Annotated in this window: 16 protein-coding genes; 1 reads left to right on the top strand and 15 read right to left on the bottom strand. The window is 38.0% G+C overall.

Annotated features, from left to right (window positions below; translation table 11 throughout):
• Positions 1 to 331: 331 nt before the first annotated feature.
• The 15 genes from AC3ANL_RS01940 to AC3ANL_RS01870 all read right to left on the bottom strand — a co-directional run bounded on the left by AC3ANL_RS01940 (position 332) and on the right by AC3ANL_RS01870 (position 17,853).
• A complete protein-coding gene (locus tag AC3ANL_RS01940; RefSeq protein WP_488327608.1) occupies positions 332 to 1,531 on the bottom strand; it encodes a glycosyltransferase family 4 protein in 1,200 nt (399 codons plus the stop codon).
• Positions 1,528 to 2,658 carry a non-hydrolyzing UDP-N-acetylglucosamine 2-epimerase gene (wecB, locus tag AC3ANL_RS01935; protein WP_488327607.1) on the bottom strand — a complete coding sequence of 377 codons (1,131 nt, stop codon included), beginning with the start codon at positions 2,656 to 2,658 and terminating at the stop codon, positions 1,528 to 1,530. The genes AC3ANL_RS01940 and wecB overlap by 4 nt, the downstream gene beginning before the upstream one ends.
• A 3-nt stretch (positions 2,659 to 2,661) precedes the next feature.
• Positions 2,662 to 3,771, bottom strand: a complete 1,110-nt coding sequence (locus AC3ANL_RS01930; protein ID WP_488327606.1) for a capsular polysaccharide biosynthesis protein CapF — start codon at positions 3,769 to 3,771, stop codon at positions 2,662 to 2,664.
• A gap of 14 nt (positions 3,772 to 3,785) precedes the next feature.
• Positions 3,786 to 4,823 (bottom strand): polysaccharide biosynthesis protein, encoded by a 1,038-nt coding sequence (locus tag AC3ANL_RS01925; protein WP_488327605.1) that lies wholly within the window; start codon positions 4,821 to 4,823, stop codon positions 3,786 to 3,788.
• 53 nt (positions 4,824 to 4,876) lie between these two features.
• A complete protein-coding gene (locus AC3ANL_RS01920) occupies positions 4,877 to 5,851 on the bottom strand; it encodes a glycosyltransferase (RefSeq protein WP_488327604.1) in 975 nt (324 codons plus the stop codon).
• A gap of 107 nt (positions 5,852 to 5,958) precedes the next feature.
• Positions 5,959 to 7,089: a glycosyltransferase family 4 protein gene (locus AC3ANL_RS01915; protein WP_488327603.1), complete on the bottom strand. Its 1,131-nt coding sequence runs from the start codon at positions 7,087 to 7,089 to the stop codon at positions 5,959 to 5,961.
• 98 nt (positions 7,090 to 7,187) lie between these two features.
• Positions 7,188 to 7,805 carry a sugar transferase gene (locus AC3ANL_RS01910; protein WP_488329642.1) on the bottom strand — a complete coding sequence of 206 codons (618 nt, stop codon included), beginning with the start codon at positions 7,803 to 7,805 and terminating at the stop codon, positions 7,188 to 7,190.
• Between the two features lie 35 nt (positions 7,806 to 7,840).
• Positions 7,841 to 8,722 (bottom strand): UTP--glucose-1-phosphate uridylyltransferase GalU, encoded by an 882-nt coding sequence (gene galU / locus AC3ANL_RS01905; RefSeq protein WP_488327602.1) that lies wholly within the window; start codon positions 8,720 to 8,722, stop codon positions 7,841 to 7,843.
• A gap of 61 nt (positions 8,723 to 8,783) precedes the next feature.
• The gene (locus AC3ANL_RS01900; RefSeq protein WP_488327601.1) at positions 8,784 to 10,610 is read right to left on the bottom strand and encodes a polysaccharide biosynthesis protein; all 1,827 of its coding nucleotides are present in this window, start codon (positions 10,608 to 10,610) and stop codon (positions 8,784 to 8,786) included.
• Between the two features lie 343 nt (positions 10,611 to 10,953).
• The gene (locus AC3ANL_RS01895; RefSeq protein WP_488327600.1) at positions 10,954 to 11,718 is read right to left on the bottom strand and encodes a tyrosine-protein phosphatase; all 765 of its coding nucleotides are present in this window, start codon (positions 11,716 to 11,718) and stop codon (positions 10,954 to 10,956) included.
• A gap of 138 nt (positions 11,719 to 11,856) precedes the next feature.
• Positions 11,857 to 12,561, bottom strand: coding sequence for a CpsD/CapB family tyrosine-protein kinase (locus tag AC3ANL_RS01890; protein WP_488327599.1), 705 nt, complete (start codon positions 12,559 to 12,561; stop codon positions 11,857 to 11,859).
• On the bottom strand, positions 12,551 to 13,300 hold the full coding sequence (locus AC3ANL_RS01885; protein ID WP_488327598.1) for a YveK family protein: 750 nt from the start codon (positions 13,298 to 13,300) through the stop codon (positions 12,551 to 12,553). Before AC3ANL_RS01885 ends, AC3ANL_RS01890 begins: the two co-directional genes overlap by 11 nt.
• 378 nt (positions 13,301 to 13,678) lie before the next feature.
• A complete protein-coding gene (locus AC3ANL_RS01880; RefSeq protein WP_488327597.1) occupies positions 13,679 to 13,831 on the bottom strand; it encodes a YwzD family small protein in 153 nt (50 codons plus the stop codon).
• A 177-nt stretch (positions 13,832 to 14,008) separates the two neighbouring features.
• A complete protein-coding gene (locus tag AC3ANL_RS01875; RefSeq protein WP_488327596.1) occupies positions 14,009 to 15,637 on the bottom strand; it encodes a diguanylate cyclase domain-containing protein in 1,629 nt (542 codons plus the stop codon).
• A gap of 44 nt (positions 15,638 to 15,681) precedes the next feature.
• Positions 15,682 to 17,853: a bifunctional diguanylate cyclase/phosphodiesterase gene (locus tag AC3ANL_RS01870; RefSeq protein ID WP_488327595.1), complete on the bottom strand. Its 2,172-nt coding sequence runs from the start codon at positions 17,851 to 17,853 to the stop codon at positions 15,682 to 15,684.
• A gap of 199 nt (positions 17,854 to 18,052) precedes the next feature.
• Between AC3ANL_RS01870 and tagU the strand changes: the two genes are divergently transcribed.
• Positions 18,053 to 18,979, top strand: coding sequence for a polyisoprenyl-teichoic acid--peptidoglycan teichoic acid transferase TagU (tagU, locus tag AC3ANL_RS01865; protein ID WP_488327594.1), 927 nt, complete (start codon positions 18,053 to 18,055; stop codon positions 18,977 to 18,979).
• Positions 18,980 to 19,160: the final 181 nt, after the last annotated feature.

The raw sequence follows: 19,160 nt of genomic DNA, 5'->3' as shown, positions 1-19,160 counted from the left end.
ATCAATGTTTCACATAAAAAATTGGCTCATTTCCACTAATATTTCTCTCATGTATAGGAGCCCTTTCATTGTGTATTGTAAACCGCAAGATATTTGGAAATCATTGTAAATATCAGTATATTCTCTCTACTTTCCACCAAAAAAAATAGGAAATTAATTGCTAATTAAATCTATTATTCCAGGGAATACCATTATGGATTTTCCAAGTAGAATTCATATTAGGTATAGTGATAATCTTTTGAAATATAAACGATTGAGGTGTTAATAATTTGAATTCCCTATTACACTACTTGTCTTATTTGGTAATGCTATGTTTCCTTTTAATCCTTATTCAATTTAATTTCTTATACAAATCAATATATTCCTCATATTTTTTATCTTTTTCATAGTTTTCCTTAGCTCTTTTAACACAGTTATCAGAATAAAAGAATTTGGTATTTGTTCTAACATCATTAATTGCCTCGTGTAATTTAGAGAAATTACCTTTCTCAATTACTAAACCGGTTTTTTCATCAATTATTTCCGGGCTTCCACCTGTATCAAAAGTAATAACAGGTGTTCCACATGCCAAAGCCTCAATGTTAACTGTTGGAAAAGTATCTTCCAATGTAGGATTAACAAATACGTCAGCCGAGGAATATATTTCTACTAGTTCTTCAATATTGTTAGTTCTTGGTATTCCAATAATATTATATGGTAACTCTTTAATTTGTTCTTCAGTTAGTCCAACCAAAACTATAATTTCATCTTCTTTAATATACTTAGATAACTCTATAAAACTTTTACTACCTTTTTTCTTTCCCCATCCACTTGCAACACCTAATATAATAAACTGATTTTTTAAGTTTCTTTTTTCTCTGAATATAGTATCTTTAGGCTTAAATAATTCTAAATTAATCCCGTTATTAATAACCTTTAAAGGAGATATTCTTAAAAAAGATTGTTTAACTAAACCAGCAAGCCAATTTGAGGGAGTAACTATTGTCATATTTTCAATACTTGTAAAAAGTCTTTTTTTATCCGAAAAAGATTCTTTTGAACGATCAAATATTAAACTATTGGGATATGAATTTAGTTGAGGACATTCTTTACATTCGGTCTTCCATTTTTCACACCCTAAATAATCAAAATGTGCACAATGTCCGGTAAAACTCCAACAATCATGCAATGTCCATATTACTTTTTTATTTGAGTTGGATAAATAATTGAATAATATCTCTACATTTAAATAATGGCCATGTAAATTGTGTAAATGGATTATATCCGGGTCTATTTTTTGTAATTTTCCAATCAATTGGTGGGTAGCAACCCTTGAATAAAAACCATGTTTCCCCAAAAGTCTTGTCCCTAATTGATGACCTCTAACATTTAATTGGCTACCAAATTTAATAGCATTTGGGTAATTTGAGTTTCCCACTCCATAAAAAATATAATTTTCAATGTTATACTCGTTGAGTTTTTTGCTAATATCAACTACAATTCTTCCTGTACTTCCATATTCACATACAGAGTTTATTTGGACTATTTTCATTTATACTTTCCCCAAACAACTCTATTTACATAATCTGTATATGAAATAATGATCCTAAGAACTTTATCCGATACATTAGGTTTACTATAGTCTGATACGTTTTTCAAAGTATCATTTCCTTGTGTTTCTAATATTTCTAGCCCTTGCAAAATTCTTTCTTTCTTTAACCCCACCATCATCACTGATGCCTCTTCCATAGCTTCTGGTCTTTCATGTGCCTGTCTAATATTAAGTGCTCTAAAACCAAGAATAGAAGATTCTTCGCTGATTGTACCACTATCACTAAGTACCGCTTTTGCATTAATTTGAAGTTTTACATAATCATTAAATCCTAAGGGTTTCATTGTTTTCACCAAGGAGTTAAACTCTATCCCTTTAGAATTAATCATATTTCTTGTTCTAGGGTGTGTACTTACAATCACTGGCAAATTATACTTTGTTGCAACTGCATTCAAACTATCAACTAAATCCAAAAAATTAGTTTCTGAATTAATATTTTCTTCCCTATGTGCTGATACAACAAAATATTTTCCTTCTTCGAGGTCCAATCTTTCTAAAGCATCTGATTCCTCAATATCATCTTTTCTAGAATTGAGCACCTCAAACATTGGGCTTCCCGTTTTAATAATCCTATCAGCAGGTAGGCCCTCTCTTAGTAGATATTCTCTTGCGATATCACTATAAGTTAAATTAATGTCCGCTGTATGATCAACTATTTTTCTATTGGTTTCTTCTGGTACTTTTTGGTCGAAGCATCTGTTACCAGCTTCCATATGAAAAATTGGAATATGTCTCCTCTTCGCAGCGATAGCACATAAACAACTGTTGGTGTCACCGAGCACCAACAATGCATCTGGCTTTACTTCTTCCATAATAGGATCAATTTTAACTAGAATATTTCCTATTGTTTCTACTGCAGTTCCTGTAGCTGCATTGAGAAAATAATCCGGCTTTTTTAATTTGAAATCCTTGAAAAACACTTCATTTAATTCATAATCATAATTTTGTCCTGTATGAACAAGAGTATGTTCTATTGCATTTGATTCTTCTAATTTATTTATAACAGCTGACAGTCTTATTATCTCTGGTCTGGTACCAACGACTGTCATGACCTTTAATTTCTTCATATGTTATACCTCCAAGAAGTAAGTATCCGGCTTTTCTGGATCGAAGCACTCATTTACCCACATTACTGTTACTAAGTCACTCTTTCCTACATTAACAATCGAGTGTGTATATCCAGTAGGAATATCTACAACTTGTAACCGATCTCCACTAACTTTATATTCTATAATTTCTTCTGAATCAGGTTTTCTAAATCTTATTAAGCCTTCGCCACTTACCACTAAAAATTTCTCATTTTTCGTATGATGCCAATGGTTCCCTTTTGTAATTCCTGGTTTTGATACATTTATGGAAACTTGACCTCTATCAGGAGTCCGTATAAATTCTGTAAAAGAACCCCTTGTATCACAATTCATTTTTAGATCATATAAAAATCTATCCTCTGGTAGAAAGCTTAAATAAGTGCTATATAGCTTTTTTATTAAAGCATCTTCCATATTAGGAATACTTAAATTTCCTCTACTTTCTTTGAAGCTTCTTATTACATTTGCTAACTCACCAAGTTTGATAGAGTGAGTAACAGGTACAGCACAGTAGTCGTCTTGAATAGTTGGGTTTCCCTCAAGGGCTCTTAAAAATTCTTCTAATACATCATCAATATAACAAAGAGTAAGCTCTGCATCTGGATTGTTTACCTGTATATCCAAATCTCTAGCTATATTATGGCAATAAGTAGCGACCACAGTATTATAGTTAGGTTTGCTCCATTTTCCAAATAGGTTTGGTAATCTATAAATGAAAACTTTTACATCAGTTTCTTTATAGTAGTCATTTAATAAGTCCTCTCCAGCCTTTTTACTTCTACCATATGGATTATCTTTTTCTGCTTGAATAGATGAAGTAATAAGCACAGGTGCCTTATTGTTGTATTTCTTTAGTAGTTCTAGTAATTCTGATGTAAAGCCATAATTACCTTCCATAAACTCTTTTTCGTCTTTTGGTCTGTTAACACCAGCCAGGTTGAATACAAAATTACAATCTTGTGTATATTTTTCTAGTAAAGAACGATCACTTTCTCTACTAAATTCATAAATTTCGTTAAAACCCTTATTTTTAAGTTCAGCTATAAGATTTTTACCTACAAATCCTTTAGAACCTGTAATTAAAATTTTCATTTTTATGCCATCCCTTAATTCACGATGTAACTATTTTCGTTCCATTTCTTAAGCTCATTTTGCACATAATCTAGACCAAGTAGTTTTTCCTTAATTTGTTCTACATTTAAAAGTTCTGTATTCTGCGAATTATACTCATCTACAGTTGTTAACTTTTGGTTTCCATCTACAAAATATTTATCATAGTTTAAATCTCTTTGATCTGCAGGAACTCTGAAGAAACCGCCCATATCTTCTGCGACTACATGTTCCTCTCTAGTTAGAAGAGTTTCATATAACTTTTCACCATGACGAGTACCAATTACTTTAATTTCGTTTTCAGCATTAAATAGTTCCTTGACCGCTTGTGCTAAATCTCCAATTAAGCTCGCAGGCGCTTTTTGAACCATAATATCTCCAGCTTCAGCATTTTGGAATGCAAATATGACTAACTCAACTGCCTCTTCAAGACTCATTAAGTATCTAGTCATGTTTGGGTCTGTTACTGTTAAAGGATGACCACTTTTTATTTGCTCAATAAATAATGGTATAACTGATCCCCTTGAAGCCATAACATTTCCATATCTAGTACCACAAATAAGGGTTTTCTCAGGAGAAACGGTCTTTGATTTAGCAACAAAAACCTTTTCCATCATCGCTTTTGAAATTCCCATTGCATTTATTGGATAAGCAGCTTTATCTGTTGAAAGACAAATCACCTTTTTAACCTCATATTCAATAGCAGCTGTAAGTACATTATCAGTCCCTAAAACATTTGTCTTTACTGCTTCTAGCGGAAAGAATTCACATGAAGGTACCTGCTTTAATGCTGCTGCATGAAAGATATAATCTACACCATGCATTGCATTTTTTACACTTGCTAAATCTCTAACATCACCTAAATAAAACCTAAGTTTCTCACTTTTATATTGTTTACGAATATCATCTTGTTTCTTCTCGTCTCTCGAAAAAATACGAATTTCACCGATATCTGTATCTAAGAATCTTTTCATTACAGCATTACCAAAGGAACCAGTTCCTCCTGTAATTAATAAAGTTTTATCTTTGAACATTTTGAGCACCCCTTTTTTTGAACTATCTACTGTCAGTACGGAACTTTCGGATCTTACGAATTTACTTTTAATTTATATTTAATATATAGGTTTTTAAGTCCAGACTTAGCTTTACCTTTAATTCCACCATAAGCAATACCCGGAATATAAGTGATATAAAAAAGTCTTGAACTTAATCTCTTGGCATAACCTAAAGCATAAGTAGAGGTCACTAAGTCACCTTTTTCACATGCATTAATACCGAGTTTATAAAAAACGATAAACTTCCTAAACCTTGCGTCAGAGTATAATTTATCGCACACCCATTTTCCTAATTCACTACCTTCTTCTTTCATACGAACTGTTAAATTATGTGTTACCTGCATTCTATGCATACGACCTTGAACTATAATTTTAGGAATACAATGGAATTTGAAATCTAAAAAAAGCAATCTAAACCAATATTCATAGTCTTGAACAGCTCTTAGTTTCTCATTAAACAAACCTACATTTTTAAAACAACTTACTGGAAGCAAAAACGTACATCCATGAAGTCTATTTTTTTTCATGTTTTTTAATATTAGATTAAGTGGATCAGTGTTAAGGTTTTGTCGCTCGTTTAAACGCATCAAATATTTACCATTCTCATCAATAAATTCGCTAAAACCAAACAATACTGTTTTCGATAAATCAAAGTTAGATTTTTCTAAAATCATTTTATTTAGGTAATTTATTTGAACTTCAATTTTATTTGGTAAATAAAGATCATCATGGCTAAGCCATGAAAGCCACTCACCCTTCATAACCTTTATCGCAAAATTTATAGCAGAAGAAACTCCACCATTAGACTTCTTATAATATCTAACTTTCCCCTGAAATTCTTCTTGGATTATTCTTTCAGTCTCGCCATCATCTGTTGACCCATCGTTCACAACAATTATTTCAACATTTGTATAAGTTTGATTTATGGCACTATTTATACTCTCGCGAATGTAATTACTACCATTATATACAGGAATTACAATGCTAACTAAAGGAGAATAATGCAATTAATAATCATCTCTTTTCAGTTATTTTTTTAAATTTACAAAAAAATGATAAAATTAAACTTATTAAAGTTTCTGATATTAACAGTATCTGCAAAAGTACAAAAGGACTAAGTTCTAACAGTAATCATATACTGTTTGTATATTATATCCATCTCATCTAAAACATTTTCTATTGAATAGGGTTTTATCATAGAACTCGCGTTTTTTTCAAAGTTCTCTAAGAGATTAGGTGAATTGAAAAGTTCGATTATTTTGTCAGCCATAATTTTATCATCACTAACTAGAACACCATTTTTTCCATCTTTCACCAACTCCCGGTGACCCCTATTACTTTTTGCAATTACAGCTTTTCCACAAGACATTGCTTCAATTAAATTTATACCTAAGCCTTCACGAATACTCGTTGCAACAGCTAAATCAGACATTGCAATTAACTCATTAATATCATTTCTCCAGCCAAGAAAAAATACAACATCCTCTACGCCGTGTTTTTTAGATAATTGTTGATAGTAACCGTTAAGATGATCTATCCCTGGTAACAACAATTTAACATTTGGTATCCTTTCCTTAATCTTTACTAAAGAGCGAATAAGAAGCTGCTGATTTTTATTTTTTGTTAATTCCGCAGGATATATAATTATAAAATCCTTACTATTCAAATTATTTCTTTTTCTGAGATCTAATTTTTCTTTTATATCAATCTTTTTGAACTTTTTAGTATCCACGCCGACACCATGAACATGTTCTATTCTTTTAGCTTTGAACTTTTTTTTCAAAGCCAACTCATAATCTTCATTATTTATTGTAATTAAACAATCAGTATACTTAGCTAAAATCTTTTCAATAGGATAATAAATGAGCCAATTTAAAAGAGGTGCACCTTTAAAAAAGTGAAACCCATGAGCCGTATAAAGCACTTTTAGTCCGGTTTCCCTTAAATGTCGGGTCGCAAGACGTCCCACAACTCCCCCAATAGGAGTATGGCAATGAATAATTGAATAATCATTACAATTAACTATTTTCTTTAACTTTTTAAAAGCACTTATATTAGTTGTCTTAAATGGATTTCTAGCAAATGGTAGAACAAACTTTTTATCACAATATGGAATTTCTTCATTTCCAGAACAAGCTACATGAACTTCGTAATTATTATCTTTAAAATACTTCAAAAATGGTATATGGAATTTCAGAACATGCTCTTTATCAACAGATGCAACAAATAAAACTTTTTTTTTCATATTTCTACTCCTAAGAATACTTAGTTTTCTCTATTTTTATAATGCAATTATTCTAATTACATTATTTAAAGGTAAGTCAGGAAATATTTAAATATAGATTACATACTTATATTTTTTGTCTTGGATTCTAAAGTTCCCTCTTTTACCCCTTTTGAGGTTATAACTCCAATAACTGTTAGGAAGAATATCTTAATATCAAGATGAAAATTTATATTACTTTTATAATATCCATCTAGTTTTGCTTTATCAGTTATATCGATCTCATCTCTTCCGTTAACTTGTGCCCATCCTGTAAGTCCGGGTGTAATATTATTTGCGCCATATTTATCTCGTTCTTTAATCAAATCATACTGATTCCAAAGACAAGGCCGAGGACCTATAATACTCATCTCACCTTTAAGAATATTAATAATTTGCGGAAGCTCATCCAGGCTTGTTTTACGCATGATCTTGCCCACTCTAGTAATATAGCTGTCAGGATCCTGTAGAAGATGTGTTGGGGTATCTTTTGGAGTATCATTTTTCATCGTTCTAAACTTCAAAATATAAAACTCTGATTTGCCTTTTCCAATCCTCCGTTGCTTAAATAATACCGGTCCCTTGGAGTCAATCTTAATCCAAATGATTAACACTAAAAACAAAGGTGAAAGGACGACAATCCCAATAAATGCAAGCAATATATCTAAAACCTTCTTAATATATCTTCTATAAATCACTCTTATATCCACCTCAATCAGAAAAGGTAAAATACTCATTTAACCTTTTCCGCCTCTAATATCTTATCCATAAAAGTAAGAAGTTCTCCTCGTAAAGACGGTTCTTGTAATGCAAACTCAATCGTAGTCTTCACAAACCCAATCTTGTCTCCAACATCATACCGCTTACCTTCAAAATCATAAGCAAACACCCGCTGGATTTGATTCAACTGCTGTATTGCATCAGTCAACTGTATTTCCCCACCAGCTCCAGTTTGTTGCTGTTCTAAAAACATAAATATCTCTGGAGTAAGAATATATCGTCCCATAATCGCTAGATTCGAAGGAGCAGTGCCCGCCTTAGGCTTCTCAACGAAATGATTAACTTGATATCTTCTACCCTCCTGAACTGAAGGATCAACGATCCCGTACCGATGTGTTTCTTCAAATGGAACAGTTTGTACCCCAATTACAGATGAATGCGTTTCTTCATAAACATTAATCAGTTGTTTCAAGCAAGGAGTGTCACTTTGAACAATGTCATCACCTAAAAGAACCGCAAACGGCTCGTCCCCAATAAAATTTCTTGCACACCATACTGCATGCCCTAAACCTTTTGGCTCTTTCTGCCGTATATAATGTATATCAGCAAGATTCGTCGCATAGCGGACTTTTTCCAAAATATCCAATTTACCTTTTTCGATCAGATTTTGCTCTAACTCATAAGCAAAATCAAAATGATCTTCAATCGCCCGTTTCCCTTTACCTGTAACAATAATGATATCTTCAATGCCAGAAGCCACCGCTTCTTCAACAATATATTGAATCGTTGGTTTATCAACAATTGGTAACATTTCTTTTGGCATTGCTTTTGTTGCAGGGAGGAATCTTGTTCCAAGTCCAGCTGCTGGTATAATTGCTTTACGCACTCGTTTCATGCAAATTCCACCTTTTACATTCAAAATCAAACGAAAGGTTTGAGTCTTTTAATCAGTTAATCTAATTTACCTTAGCTAAAACAGCAGCACCTTCAAACTTATTATTCGCTACCGCAATCAATGTATCGTGCATTTCCGTCTCAGACATCATTAAGAGGCTCTCGATTAACTCACCTAAAGCTGTAGCATGAATTACCTTTGCCTTGCCAATATGAATCTTTGGAAAGACCTGCTCTGGATGCACTTCATTCTCATTAAGAAGCTCTTCGTACATCTTCTCCCCGGGACGAAGTCCGGAATACTGAATCCCGATTTCTTCTATGGAATATCCTGATAGTTTAATAAGGTTTTTAGCCAAATCAACGATCTTAACAGGTTCACCCATATCTAGAACAAATACCTCACCGCCACGCGCCAATGATCCTGCTTGTATCACTAGCCGTGATGCTTCCGGAATTGTCATAAAGTACCGTGTCATCTCAGGATGTGTCACCGTAACCGGCCCGCCTGCCGCAATTTGTTTCTTAAATAACGGAATCACACTGCCACGGCTGCCAAGCACATTCCCAAAACGAACCGCAACAAACTTAGTCTTGCTGCATGCTGCCAAACTCTGAATAACCATCTCAGCAAACCGCTTCGTCGCCCCCATCACATTCGGAGGATTGACCGCTTTATCTGAAGAAATCATTACAAATGTGTTAACCCCAAAAGTATCCGCCGCTTCTGCAACATTCCTTGTTCCAAAGATATTGTTCTTTACTGCTTCTCTTGGGTTATACTCCATCAACGGAACATGCTTATGTGCCGCTGCATGATAAACCACAAACGGTCGATGTTGTTCCATCACTTCAAAAATTCTAGTCCGATCTTGAATATCACCAATGACTGGAACAATCTCAATTTGATTTTGATATTGTCTTCGTAATTCCATATCAATCAAATAAATACTGTTCTCACCATGTCCTACCAGAACAATTTTACTAGGGTTAAACTTACATATTTGTCTGCAAATTTCAGACCCTATTGAACCGCCTGCACCCGTAACCATCACTGTTTTTCCAGATACATATTCAGAAATACCGGCAATATCCAACTCAACCGGTTCTCTTCCCAATAAATCCTCGACCTGGACATCACGGAATTGATTAACGGATATTTTTCCGGTCATCAAATCCTCGAGCTTCGGAATGATCTGTGTTTTTGCTTTTGTTTTCGCACATTCTTCAAAGATCCGATTCAACTCTTTTTGACCTAAAGACGGAATCGCAATCACAATGTTGTCGATTTGGTATTTTTCAACGGTTTCCTTAATATGACTGGAATCACCCGCAACCCTAATTCCCAATATCTCCAACTTATACTTTTTCGGATCATCATCAATAAACGCAACTGGCCTTAAGTCCACTTCATGATTAGCTAGCAATTGCCGAGCCACCATCGTCCCGCCGGAACCAGCACCAATAATCAGTGTTCTTTTAACATCTTTCTGTTTACTAATATAGTTATCTCGGAATACTCTCCACGAGAACCGCGACCCGCCAATGAATAATACATGCAGCATCCAAGTGATCATTAATGCCCTGACATACATGTTATGAAAAATAATCTCTTGAACTAGCGCTGTAACCGCAATCGTCAAAGTCACTGCCTTAACAATTGCAATTAATTCTCCGACGCTCGCATATTGCCATGCCTTATTATAAAGCTTGTACATTGAAGCAAAAAAATGATGGCAGATTAATAAGGTTAGAGCCGTAACAAGCAGCATCGGAATCTTAAAAATTTGTAGCTCTGGGTTCAGTGTAAAATAGCTTATGTACACCGCGGTTAGAACAATAATGGAATCAAGCAGCGCCAGCGTGGTCAATCTTTTCCCATATGTCACTCAAATATTTCCCCTTTTATCTTGAATTGTTATTGTTGTATACAACTTTCACTGACTAAAGTATAGGGCCAAAAAAATAAATACCTAATGGAATCGCAAGTGAATAGACACTTATTCTTTCATTAGCTATTTATTGTTTTGTTGTTTGCTATTTATATAGGCATTTAACCTGGCCTCACATCATGAAAGTGACGACATGCGTCTAAGAAGGGGGATGCTTCCACCCTTCCACAGCATGATCGAGTGCCCCCATGGATAACGGACAGGGAAGCCTCGCCGCTCAGGCAAGTAGGCCTGATGATAATGTTGTGTATATTCCGTTTAATCTTATCGGCTTAGTCGGTTAAAAAAGCTTAAAGAATTTTTTCTTCTTGATTCGTTCTGGTACATCTTGATAGACATGATGACCATTAATCACATGCTCGGCATTTTCCATTAATAAATAAACGGTTTCGATGCCAAACTTTGTTTCAATGAAGTCAAATGCCTCTCTCATCTTAAACGTACGGCTTCGCGTATTGTGAGCATCTGACGCAATAAAATGGGTTAAGTTTGCTTCAATTAATTGTTGGGAGAAACTCTTAATCTTCTTCCCAAAGTCTCCACAGACACTTCCTGCAGTCACTTGCGATAAGGCACCATTTTTAATGAGCCTATAGAGAATATCGGGACGTTCAATGATCTCCTGATTCCGTTCTGGATGGACAATCACTGGAATTAGACCTTTCATCTGCAGATCATAAAACAGCTTTTCGGTATAACGCGGGACATGGCTCGAAGAGAATTCTACTAGGACATATTGTGTCTGATCAATCGGTAGAATTTCGCCCTCTTCAAATCCTTCCACCATCTCACCATAAATACGTGTTTCCTGACCAGGTAACACATTCAGATCAATCTTTTCTTCTATTAGAGCCTTGTTTAATTCAGCGACTCTCTCCAGAATTCGTTGTTTTGGATTCTCATAATGGTTGTTCAAATGATGCGGGGTTGCCACAATGGTATGGATGCCCTGTTCGACAGCCTTCTGCGCCATTTTGATACTTTCTGACAAATCCTTTGCCCCATCATCAATTCCAGGCAATATATGACTATGCAAATCTATCACGAACAACCCACCCACTCTGGTAATTTTAGACTATATCTATAGTACCACCATCGAAAGCAATGAGAAAGGGTGGATTTTGTCGAATCTTGTCGCATTTGGTAAAGATTAACTGGAAATCATCACCATTTAACCATTTTTTTATTTTGCACCGTAATAATAGTAATAATCATTGCTCTTTACTTCTTTATGGTTTAGCACGACACCCAGGAGCTTGCTTTTGGCATTTCCGAGCAATTCCTTACTCTTTTTCGCTTGATCAATTTCTGTCTTTTCACTAAAGACCACCAAAATTGACCCATCACACTGATTCGCTAAAATCTGCGGATCGGCAACGGCTAATAACGGCGGCGTGTCAAAAATGATGTAATCAAATTCATTTTTCGCTTCCACCATAAATTGCTCCATTGATTTCGAGCTTAATAACTCCGATGGATTCGGTGGAATCGGACCGCTTGGCAAGATATACAAATCAGGCTCTTCGGTATCAATCACTGCTTTTCCAAGCGGTTGCTGCTTTGTCAACACGGTTGTAAACCCAACAAGGTTATTCACTTCAAACGTGTGATGAACCGTTGGTTTCCGCAGGTCGGCATCAACAAGTAGTACTTTTTTCCCAAGCTGAGCAAACGTGATTGCAAGGTTAGCGGCCGTGGTTGACTTTCCTTCGGCCGGACCGGAAGAGGTAACCAAAATGGCTCTGATTTCTTCATCGATCGATGAATATTGAATATTGGTCCGAATCGTTCGGTATTGCTCCGAAATCGGCGATTTTGGGGCAATTGCGCTAATTAATTTTCGACTAGCGTCCTGGTTGGCTTGATTCTTTTTCTTTTTAAGAGCCAAGTGTCTCACCTCTTACTTTTGTTTTTCGTGCTGCTCGTTTCATTTTTAATTCTTCAATTTTTTGGTCATCAATCGTCGCAATCACACCTAAGATAGGCAGACCTAATAACTTTTCAACATCTTGTTCGTTTTTAATCGTGTTATTAAAGTATTCCAGTAAGAAGGCAATTCCGACACCGGCCATTAACCCAACGACAATCGCAATCGCAACATTCAATAATGGTCTTGGCTTAATCGGCGCTGGATTTTCAGTGACATCTGCTTTGGCTAAAATACTAACATTGTCGACATTCATGATTTTGACGATTTCTGTTTGGAACACTTCTGCGGTTTTATTGGCAATTTCAGCCGCTGTTTTTGCATCCGGATCTTGAACAGACAAGTTCACGACTTGGGAGTCCTTTTCACTTCCGACAGTAATCTTTCCTTTTAATTGGGAAGCGGTCATGTCCAAATTAAGATCTTTTGAGACAATATCTAAAATCGCCGGGCTGGTGATAATCACATTATAGGTATTAATTAATTGTAGATTGGTTTGTACTTCACTTGGGCTGTAAACGGATTGTTCATTTTTGGTTTGATTCACGAGAATTTGTGTAGAAGCCTGATAGATCGGGGTTAAAAAATAGAAACTGACGATTCCGCTAATTAATGCGGCTACGACCATTATCGATACGATTAAAAGCAATCGTTTTTTCAGGGTCTCTAACAACTCTTTTAAACTAATTGTCTCTTCCATTGTGTCCTCCTAAAATCTTTTTACAAAACATAGAGTATTATATCACAAATTGTCATTTAATTTCATTTTCTGTCAAATAAATCTTCCTTCTCTATTAAACACCTATTCGCAAGAAAATTGAAGAGATATTTCCTACGTTGATGGATTTTCTATTATAAATTTGGACATAACTTGAAAATCCTCAGTCGGATGGAAGTGGGACGAAAGGCATAACAAACTTGAAATATCCACCAATCCTTTCATCGCGAACACCACTTACTCGTAAGCGGTTACAATATATACATTATTATAGAAGAAACTAGGTAAAACTTAACCTGGAAACATAAAAAAGACTGTAAGGGATTCCCTAACAGTCTTATCAATCTATCTATCTATTTATTAAAAAACTAATTGTTTTAAATCTGCTTTAATATCATCTATTAATCTTTCAAGAGTGATTTCGGATTCATTTTCACCCTTGTCATAGGCCCTTTTTACAATCTGCGTAAAATCAACAACATTGGAGCTAGTGTTTTTCGCTTCGCGTTCCACTTCCCAATTCTCTCCTTCCCTATCATATGCTAATTACCTATTTTACTATTACTTTATTCATCTGTAAATGGATTTCCAGTTGTTTCTTGTGGAAAATTTGTGAAAATAGTCGAAATTCGCATAATTTGATTATTGGTGTCAGGCACCGTTTGCAATGTCCCTGCATTGAAATTGGTGTCAGGCACCATGAAAGGTGACTTTGTTCTTGCCGGTTCGTTTCGAGACGTATAAGGCTTCGTCGGCGTAGCGGATGACTTCTACTGCTTTATGTTCTGCTTCCCAGACGGCTCCGCCGATGCTGCAGCCCACCCGGATGGTTTGATTGACCAGCTCAAATGGTTGGTTGAGGCTGGCTATAATGGTCTCGGCGACCTTGGTGGCACCTTGTATTGGAACATCCAACGGGGTGTACAGGGCAATCAGAAATTCGTCCCCGCCGAGGCGGAACACCATTTCTTCGCTTCGGACCACGCTTTTAAGTCGCTTAGCGGTTTCTTGTAATAATTGATCGCCGACCAGGTGACCATAGGTGTCGTTAACTTGTTTAAAGCCGTCCAAGTCAAGGTACAGAAAGGTCACGGTTTCGCCACGCTGGCTGGCTTGTTGTGCGGCTTGTTCGAGATAGTGCTCCAAGGCGATCCGGTTTAACAGGCCTGTCAGTTTATCATGGTGGGCCAGGTTCTCCATTTTGCCCAGGTCAGAGACGGTTCGCACGAGTGAATCGACGAGTTCTCTAAGTGATAACGAGAGAATTTCGATATCTTTAATGCCCTTATAATAAGGAATTTCGACTTGCTCCCCGGCCCGCAAGAGATTGGCGGAATGGGTGATTTGCTGCAAGGGCTTGGTGATAAAGCCGGAAACAATCCAGCCGATTATCGCGAACAGCAGGGATGAAATGAATCCAATCAGCAAAATCGATTGCTGCAGCTCTTTGACTGGGGCATAGGCGGTTTCAATGGGAATTCGAATTAAGGTCGACCAGCCTAAGCCTTTGTAGTTCTGATACCCAGTCCCTAATGCATAGCCCGTTAAATACTTCTTGCCATCTGGCCAGGTTTCAAGCCGCCAAGCGTTTTCACCTTTTTGGGCTTCGTTTAAACTGGTGATGTTGAGCGGTTTGCCGACGTTGTTGTCTGGACCCAATAGGACGGTTCGATTGATTTTGCTGACCACAAAGATTTCCGCGCCTGGTGTATGATTCTTTAAGGGCTCAAGGATTTCTTTTTGGACCTGACGAGACCATTCCCAGCTAAGATGGGCCGCTAATACGCCGACTTTCACGCCTTTTTCGTTGAAAACAGGCCGGCTGATATCAACGAACTGGAGCGGCTCACCGCTTGGGTTGGGCGGCAGCAGTTTGGCCAAGAGGACCGCTTCATGAACATCACCAATAAACGGTCCTTTGCTGCCTTGTTGGAAGACCGGGCGTTGGGAGATATCTGCTCCTTTTAGAATTCCATTCGTTGCCGCGAGGACGGTGCCGTTTTCGTTGGTTAAGCCGACCCAGGAGAATGAAGGAATGCTGGCTTGCAGCTGATTGAGCTGGGTTTGGACGTTTTCGGTGTCGTCGGGATGTTGGATGTCCTTTAACTGACTGAGGACATCGATCTCCCCCGTTCTGGACCACATAAAGGAATCGAGCTTGTTGGCCATTTGGAAGGCCGTACTGGATAACGTATTTCCAATCTGTTCTTCGACTTTTTTGCTCGCTTGGATTTCGATCATGATGCTTAGGAGCGCCGTTATACTGAAGATCCCGGCCGCAAATAATCCGGCCACGTAGGTGCGTAGTTTTAAATTCAAGAAAATGTCCTCCACCTCTAATGAGGGTATTTTTAATTTGCGGATTAGCTGCGGGCCAGGAATCGTTCCAGCTCCTCGGCCGGTACAGGTTTACTAAAGAAATAGCCTTGGGCGCGATTGCATTTGTATTTCCGGAGCACCTCGAGCTGCTCGGGTGTTTCGACTCCTTCGGCAACGACGCTTAAGCCAAGGTTTTGGCCCATCATCAGAATGGTTGTGGCGATATTTTCATCGTCTTTACCTTTGGCGATATCGCGGATAAACGATTGATCGATTTTTAAAAAATCGAGGGGCAAGGTCTTTAGGTAGCTAAGCGAGCTATAACCTGTTCCAAAGTCATCAATGGAAATGCTGATGCCGAGTTCTTTGAGGTCCTGTAAAATTTTTAGGGCTCGTTCGACATCCATGGTCATAGACTCAGTGATTTCAATCGTGAGATATTTTGGGTCCATCTTGGTTTCTGTTAGAATCTGTTCGATCATGGAAATGAGATTGGACTGATAAAACTGGCGTATCGAGATATTGACCGATATCGATGAGAGCAAGCGTCCGTTCTGTTCCCATTGCTTCCACTGCTGACAAGCCGTTCGCAGCACCCATTCCCCAATTGTGACAATCATGCCTGTTTCTTCAGCAATCGGAATAAAGCGGTCAGGCGGAACTTGGCCAAGCTGGGGGTGTTCCCAGCGGAGTAATGCCTCGACCCCGGTCAATTGATTAGTGGACAGGTCAATGATCGGCTGGTAGTTTAATATAAGCTCCTGCTTAGCAACTGCTTTGCGGAGTTCGTTTTCCAGCTCTAAGCGTGCATTAGATTCATCGTCAAAGATCGTTTCATAAAATTTAACGTTATTTCTGCCTTCCTTTTTCACTTTATACATGGCCACATCGGCTTTGCGGATGAGATCGCCGGCATTGCCGCCATCGGTTGGGTAGAGGCTGATGCCGATGCTCGCTGTCACGAAAATCTCATGGCCGTCGATGTAAAAGGGCTGTGCTAACGTTTTTAAAATGGATTGGGCGATCGTGTGCATCTCCTGTTTGGATACCCTGTTCAGTAAAATCATAAACTCGTCGCCGCCGTGCCTTGAGGCGATATCGTTTTCGTGGAGACTGGTTTGGATTCGGCGGGCGACCTCGATGAGGAGACCGTCACCGATAGAATGTCCAAGCGAATCGTTGATGAGCTTAAAGCGGTCGATATCTACAAAGAGCAGCGCCAAGCATTTTTCAGGGTCTTTTTTATGACAATCGATGGCGGTTTTGACGCTTTGATTAAACAGTCGTCGATTCGCCAGGCCGGTTAACTCATCATGAAATGCCATAAAGTGAATCGTTTTTTCCGCTTGGTAGCGCTGGATGGCCAGGCTGGTGAGGTAAATGGCTCGTTCCAGGATTTCGAGATCTCCCTGTTTCGGTTCCGTCGGTTTATCAAAATAGATTTCAAAGATGCCGATGACTTGATTAAGGTTGTCATATACAGGCGAGGACCAGCAGGCACGTAAGCCATGTTTTAACGCCTCATCCTTGTAATCGGTCCACAACAAGGGATCGTTGGCAATATCGGTCACGAAGATGGGGCGTCTGAAGTATGCCGCAGTCCCACACGGACCAGCCCCTTGTTCAATCGGATTCTGTTTGACATAGTGGCTGAATTCTTTTGGTAACGACGGGGACGAGCCGTGCAGGAGGTTCTTCCCCGTTTCGTCTGCGAGCATGATGAGGCCTGCTCCCTTTATCAGTTTTTCAACACAATAATTGATTTGGTCTAAGATCTCGGTAAAGGCAGAACCTTTGGCAATCATTTCAAGGACCACGTTTTGTCCGCCGAATAAGGTTTCTAGTTTGTTATTTTCCGTCATATCTTTGACGACTCCGGCGACTCCGTTGATTTGTCCGTTTGTCCAAATCGGCACTGCTGTGATATAGAGGTCTCGTGTGCTTCCATTTTTATGTTTTATCGAAATATCGAAGGTTTGGCGGTGTCCTTGCAAGGCACAGTGAAAGTAGTGCATGGCCCTGTCGATACAATCCTCTTGCATGATCGAAATAAACGGCATGTTCAGTATTTCTTCTTTTTGGTACCCAGCTACGGCAACGGCCGCGTCGTTGACGAGTATGAAGTTGCCGTCGAGGTCGAGAGCGTAAGAGGCATTATGACTATAATCGAATAGGGATTTATAAATATCTGTGTTTTGGTCATTGATGGAATCCATGTACTAACCTCCGCCAAATCGATAGTGGTTTTTGTCTATCATACTAAAATTCGCCATTTTTCGCGATAGGCATTAGCACCTGTCTTCAAAACAATACTTCCAGTAAAATCCCTGATATTTTTGTATCTATTTTCCTAATTTTTTGATATTCTATTAACTGAATGCAAAATATTTGTCATTTTTTTGGAGGTATTATCGAATGAGGTCTCAAACGAAAAAAAAGAGAACAGGGCTGAAGATCACTGGAATCATTCTTCTCATCCTTGTTATTGGTGTCGGGTTATACGCGTATAATGTATATAGTTCGTTAAAAAGCGCTGTGACCACGATGCATCAGCCGATTGAACGAAAACAGTCAGAAAAACGTCCGAAGCCAGTTGCTTTTAAGGAAAAAGATCCATTTTCCGTCTTAATGCTCGGTGTCGATGAGAGAAAAGGCGACAGAGGGCGCTCCGATACGATGATTGTCTTAACGGTTAATCCGAACAACAACTCAGTAAAGATGCTCAGCATACCGCGTGATACTCGCACAGAGATTGTTGGAAAAGGGACACAGGATAAAATAAACCATGCCTATGCTTTTGGCGGTGTGCCAATGTCAATGGATACAGTTGAGAATTTCCTCGATATCCCAATTGACTATTACATGCAAGTGAACATGGAAGGCTTTAAAGATATTGTTGATGCTGTTGGCGGCATCACGGTTCAAAATAATTTAGATTTTACGCAAGATAGCATCCATTTTGCCAAAGGCGAATTAAATCTAAACGGCAAAGAGGCGTTAGCCTATTCCCGAATGAGAAAGAAAGACCCACGCGGTGATTTCGGACGTCAAGCAAGACAGCGTCAAGTGATCCAAGCTGTGCTTAAAGAGGGAGCAAGTCTTTCTACCCTAACAAATTACTCAGATATCTTCACTGCACTTGGAAAGAACGTAAAAACGAACCTTACATTTAACCAAATGGTAGATATTCAAAAGAATTATAAAGATGCCAGCAAGTCGGTTCAACAAATTGAGATAAAAGAACAAGGCACAAAGATTGATGGCATCTATTATGGAATTGTTTCTGCTGATGAAAAGCAACGGATTCAAAACGAATTGAAAACACAATTAGAGCTAAAATAGACTAGCAAAGCGCAAGCGCCCTGTTCAGCGGCGTATGGCCTGGAGCGCTCCAACTGAGATAAAGGAAACACGAAGAGCCGGAGGCGATTCGATGTTGACTTATCGTAGGGCGGAGAGCGAAGGACACTAGCCGCTAGGGCGCTGGAGCTAGACAATTCTCAAAGATTTTTATACTTTTCTT

This window comes from Neobacillus sp. DHD-1R (assembly GCF_057747995.1).
This window is presented reverse-complemented; position numbering and strand designations above follow the sequence as displayed.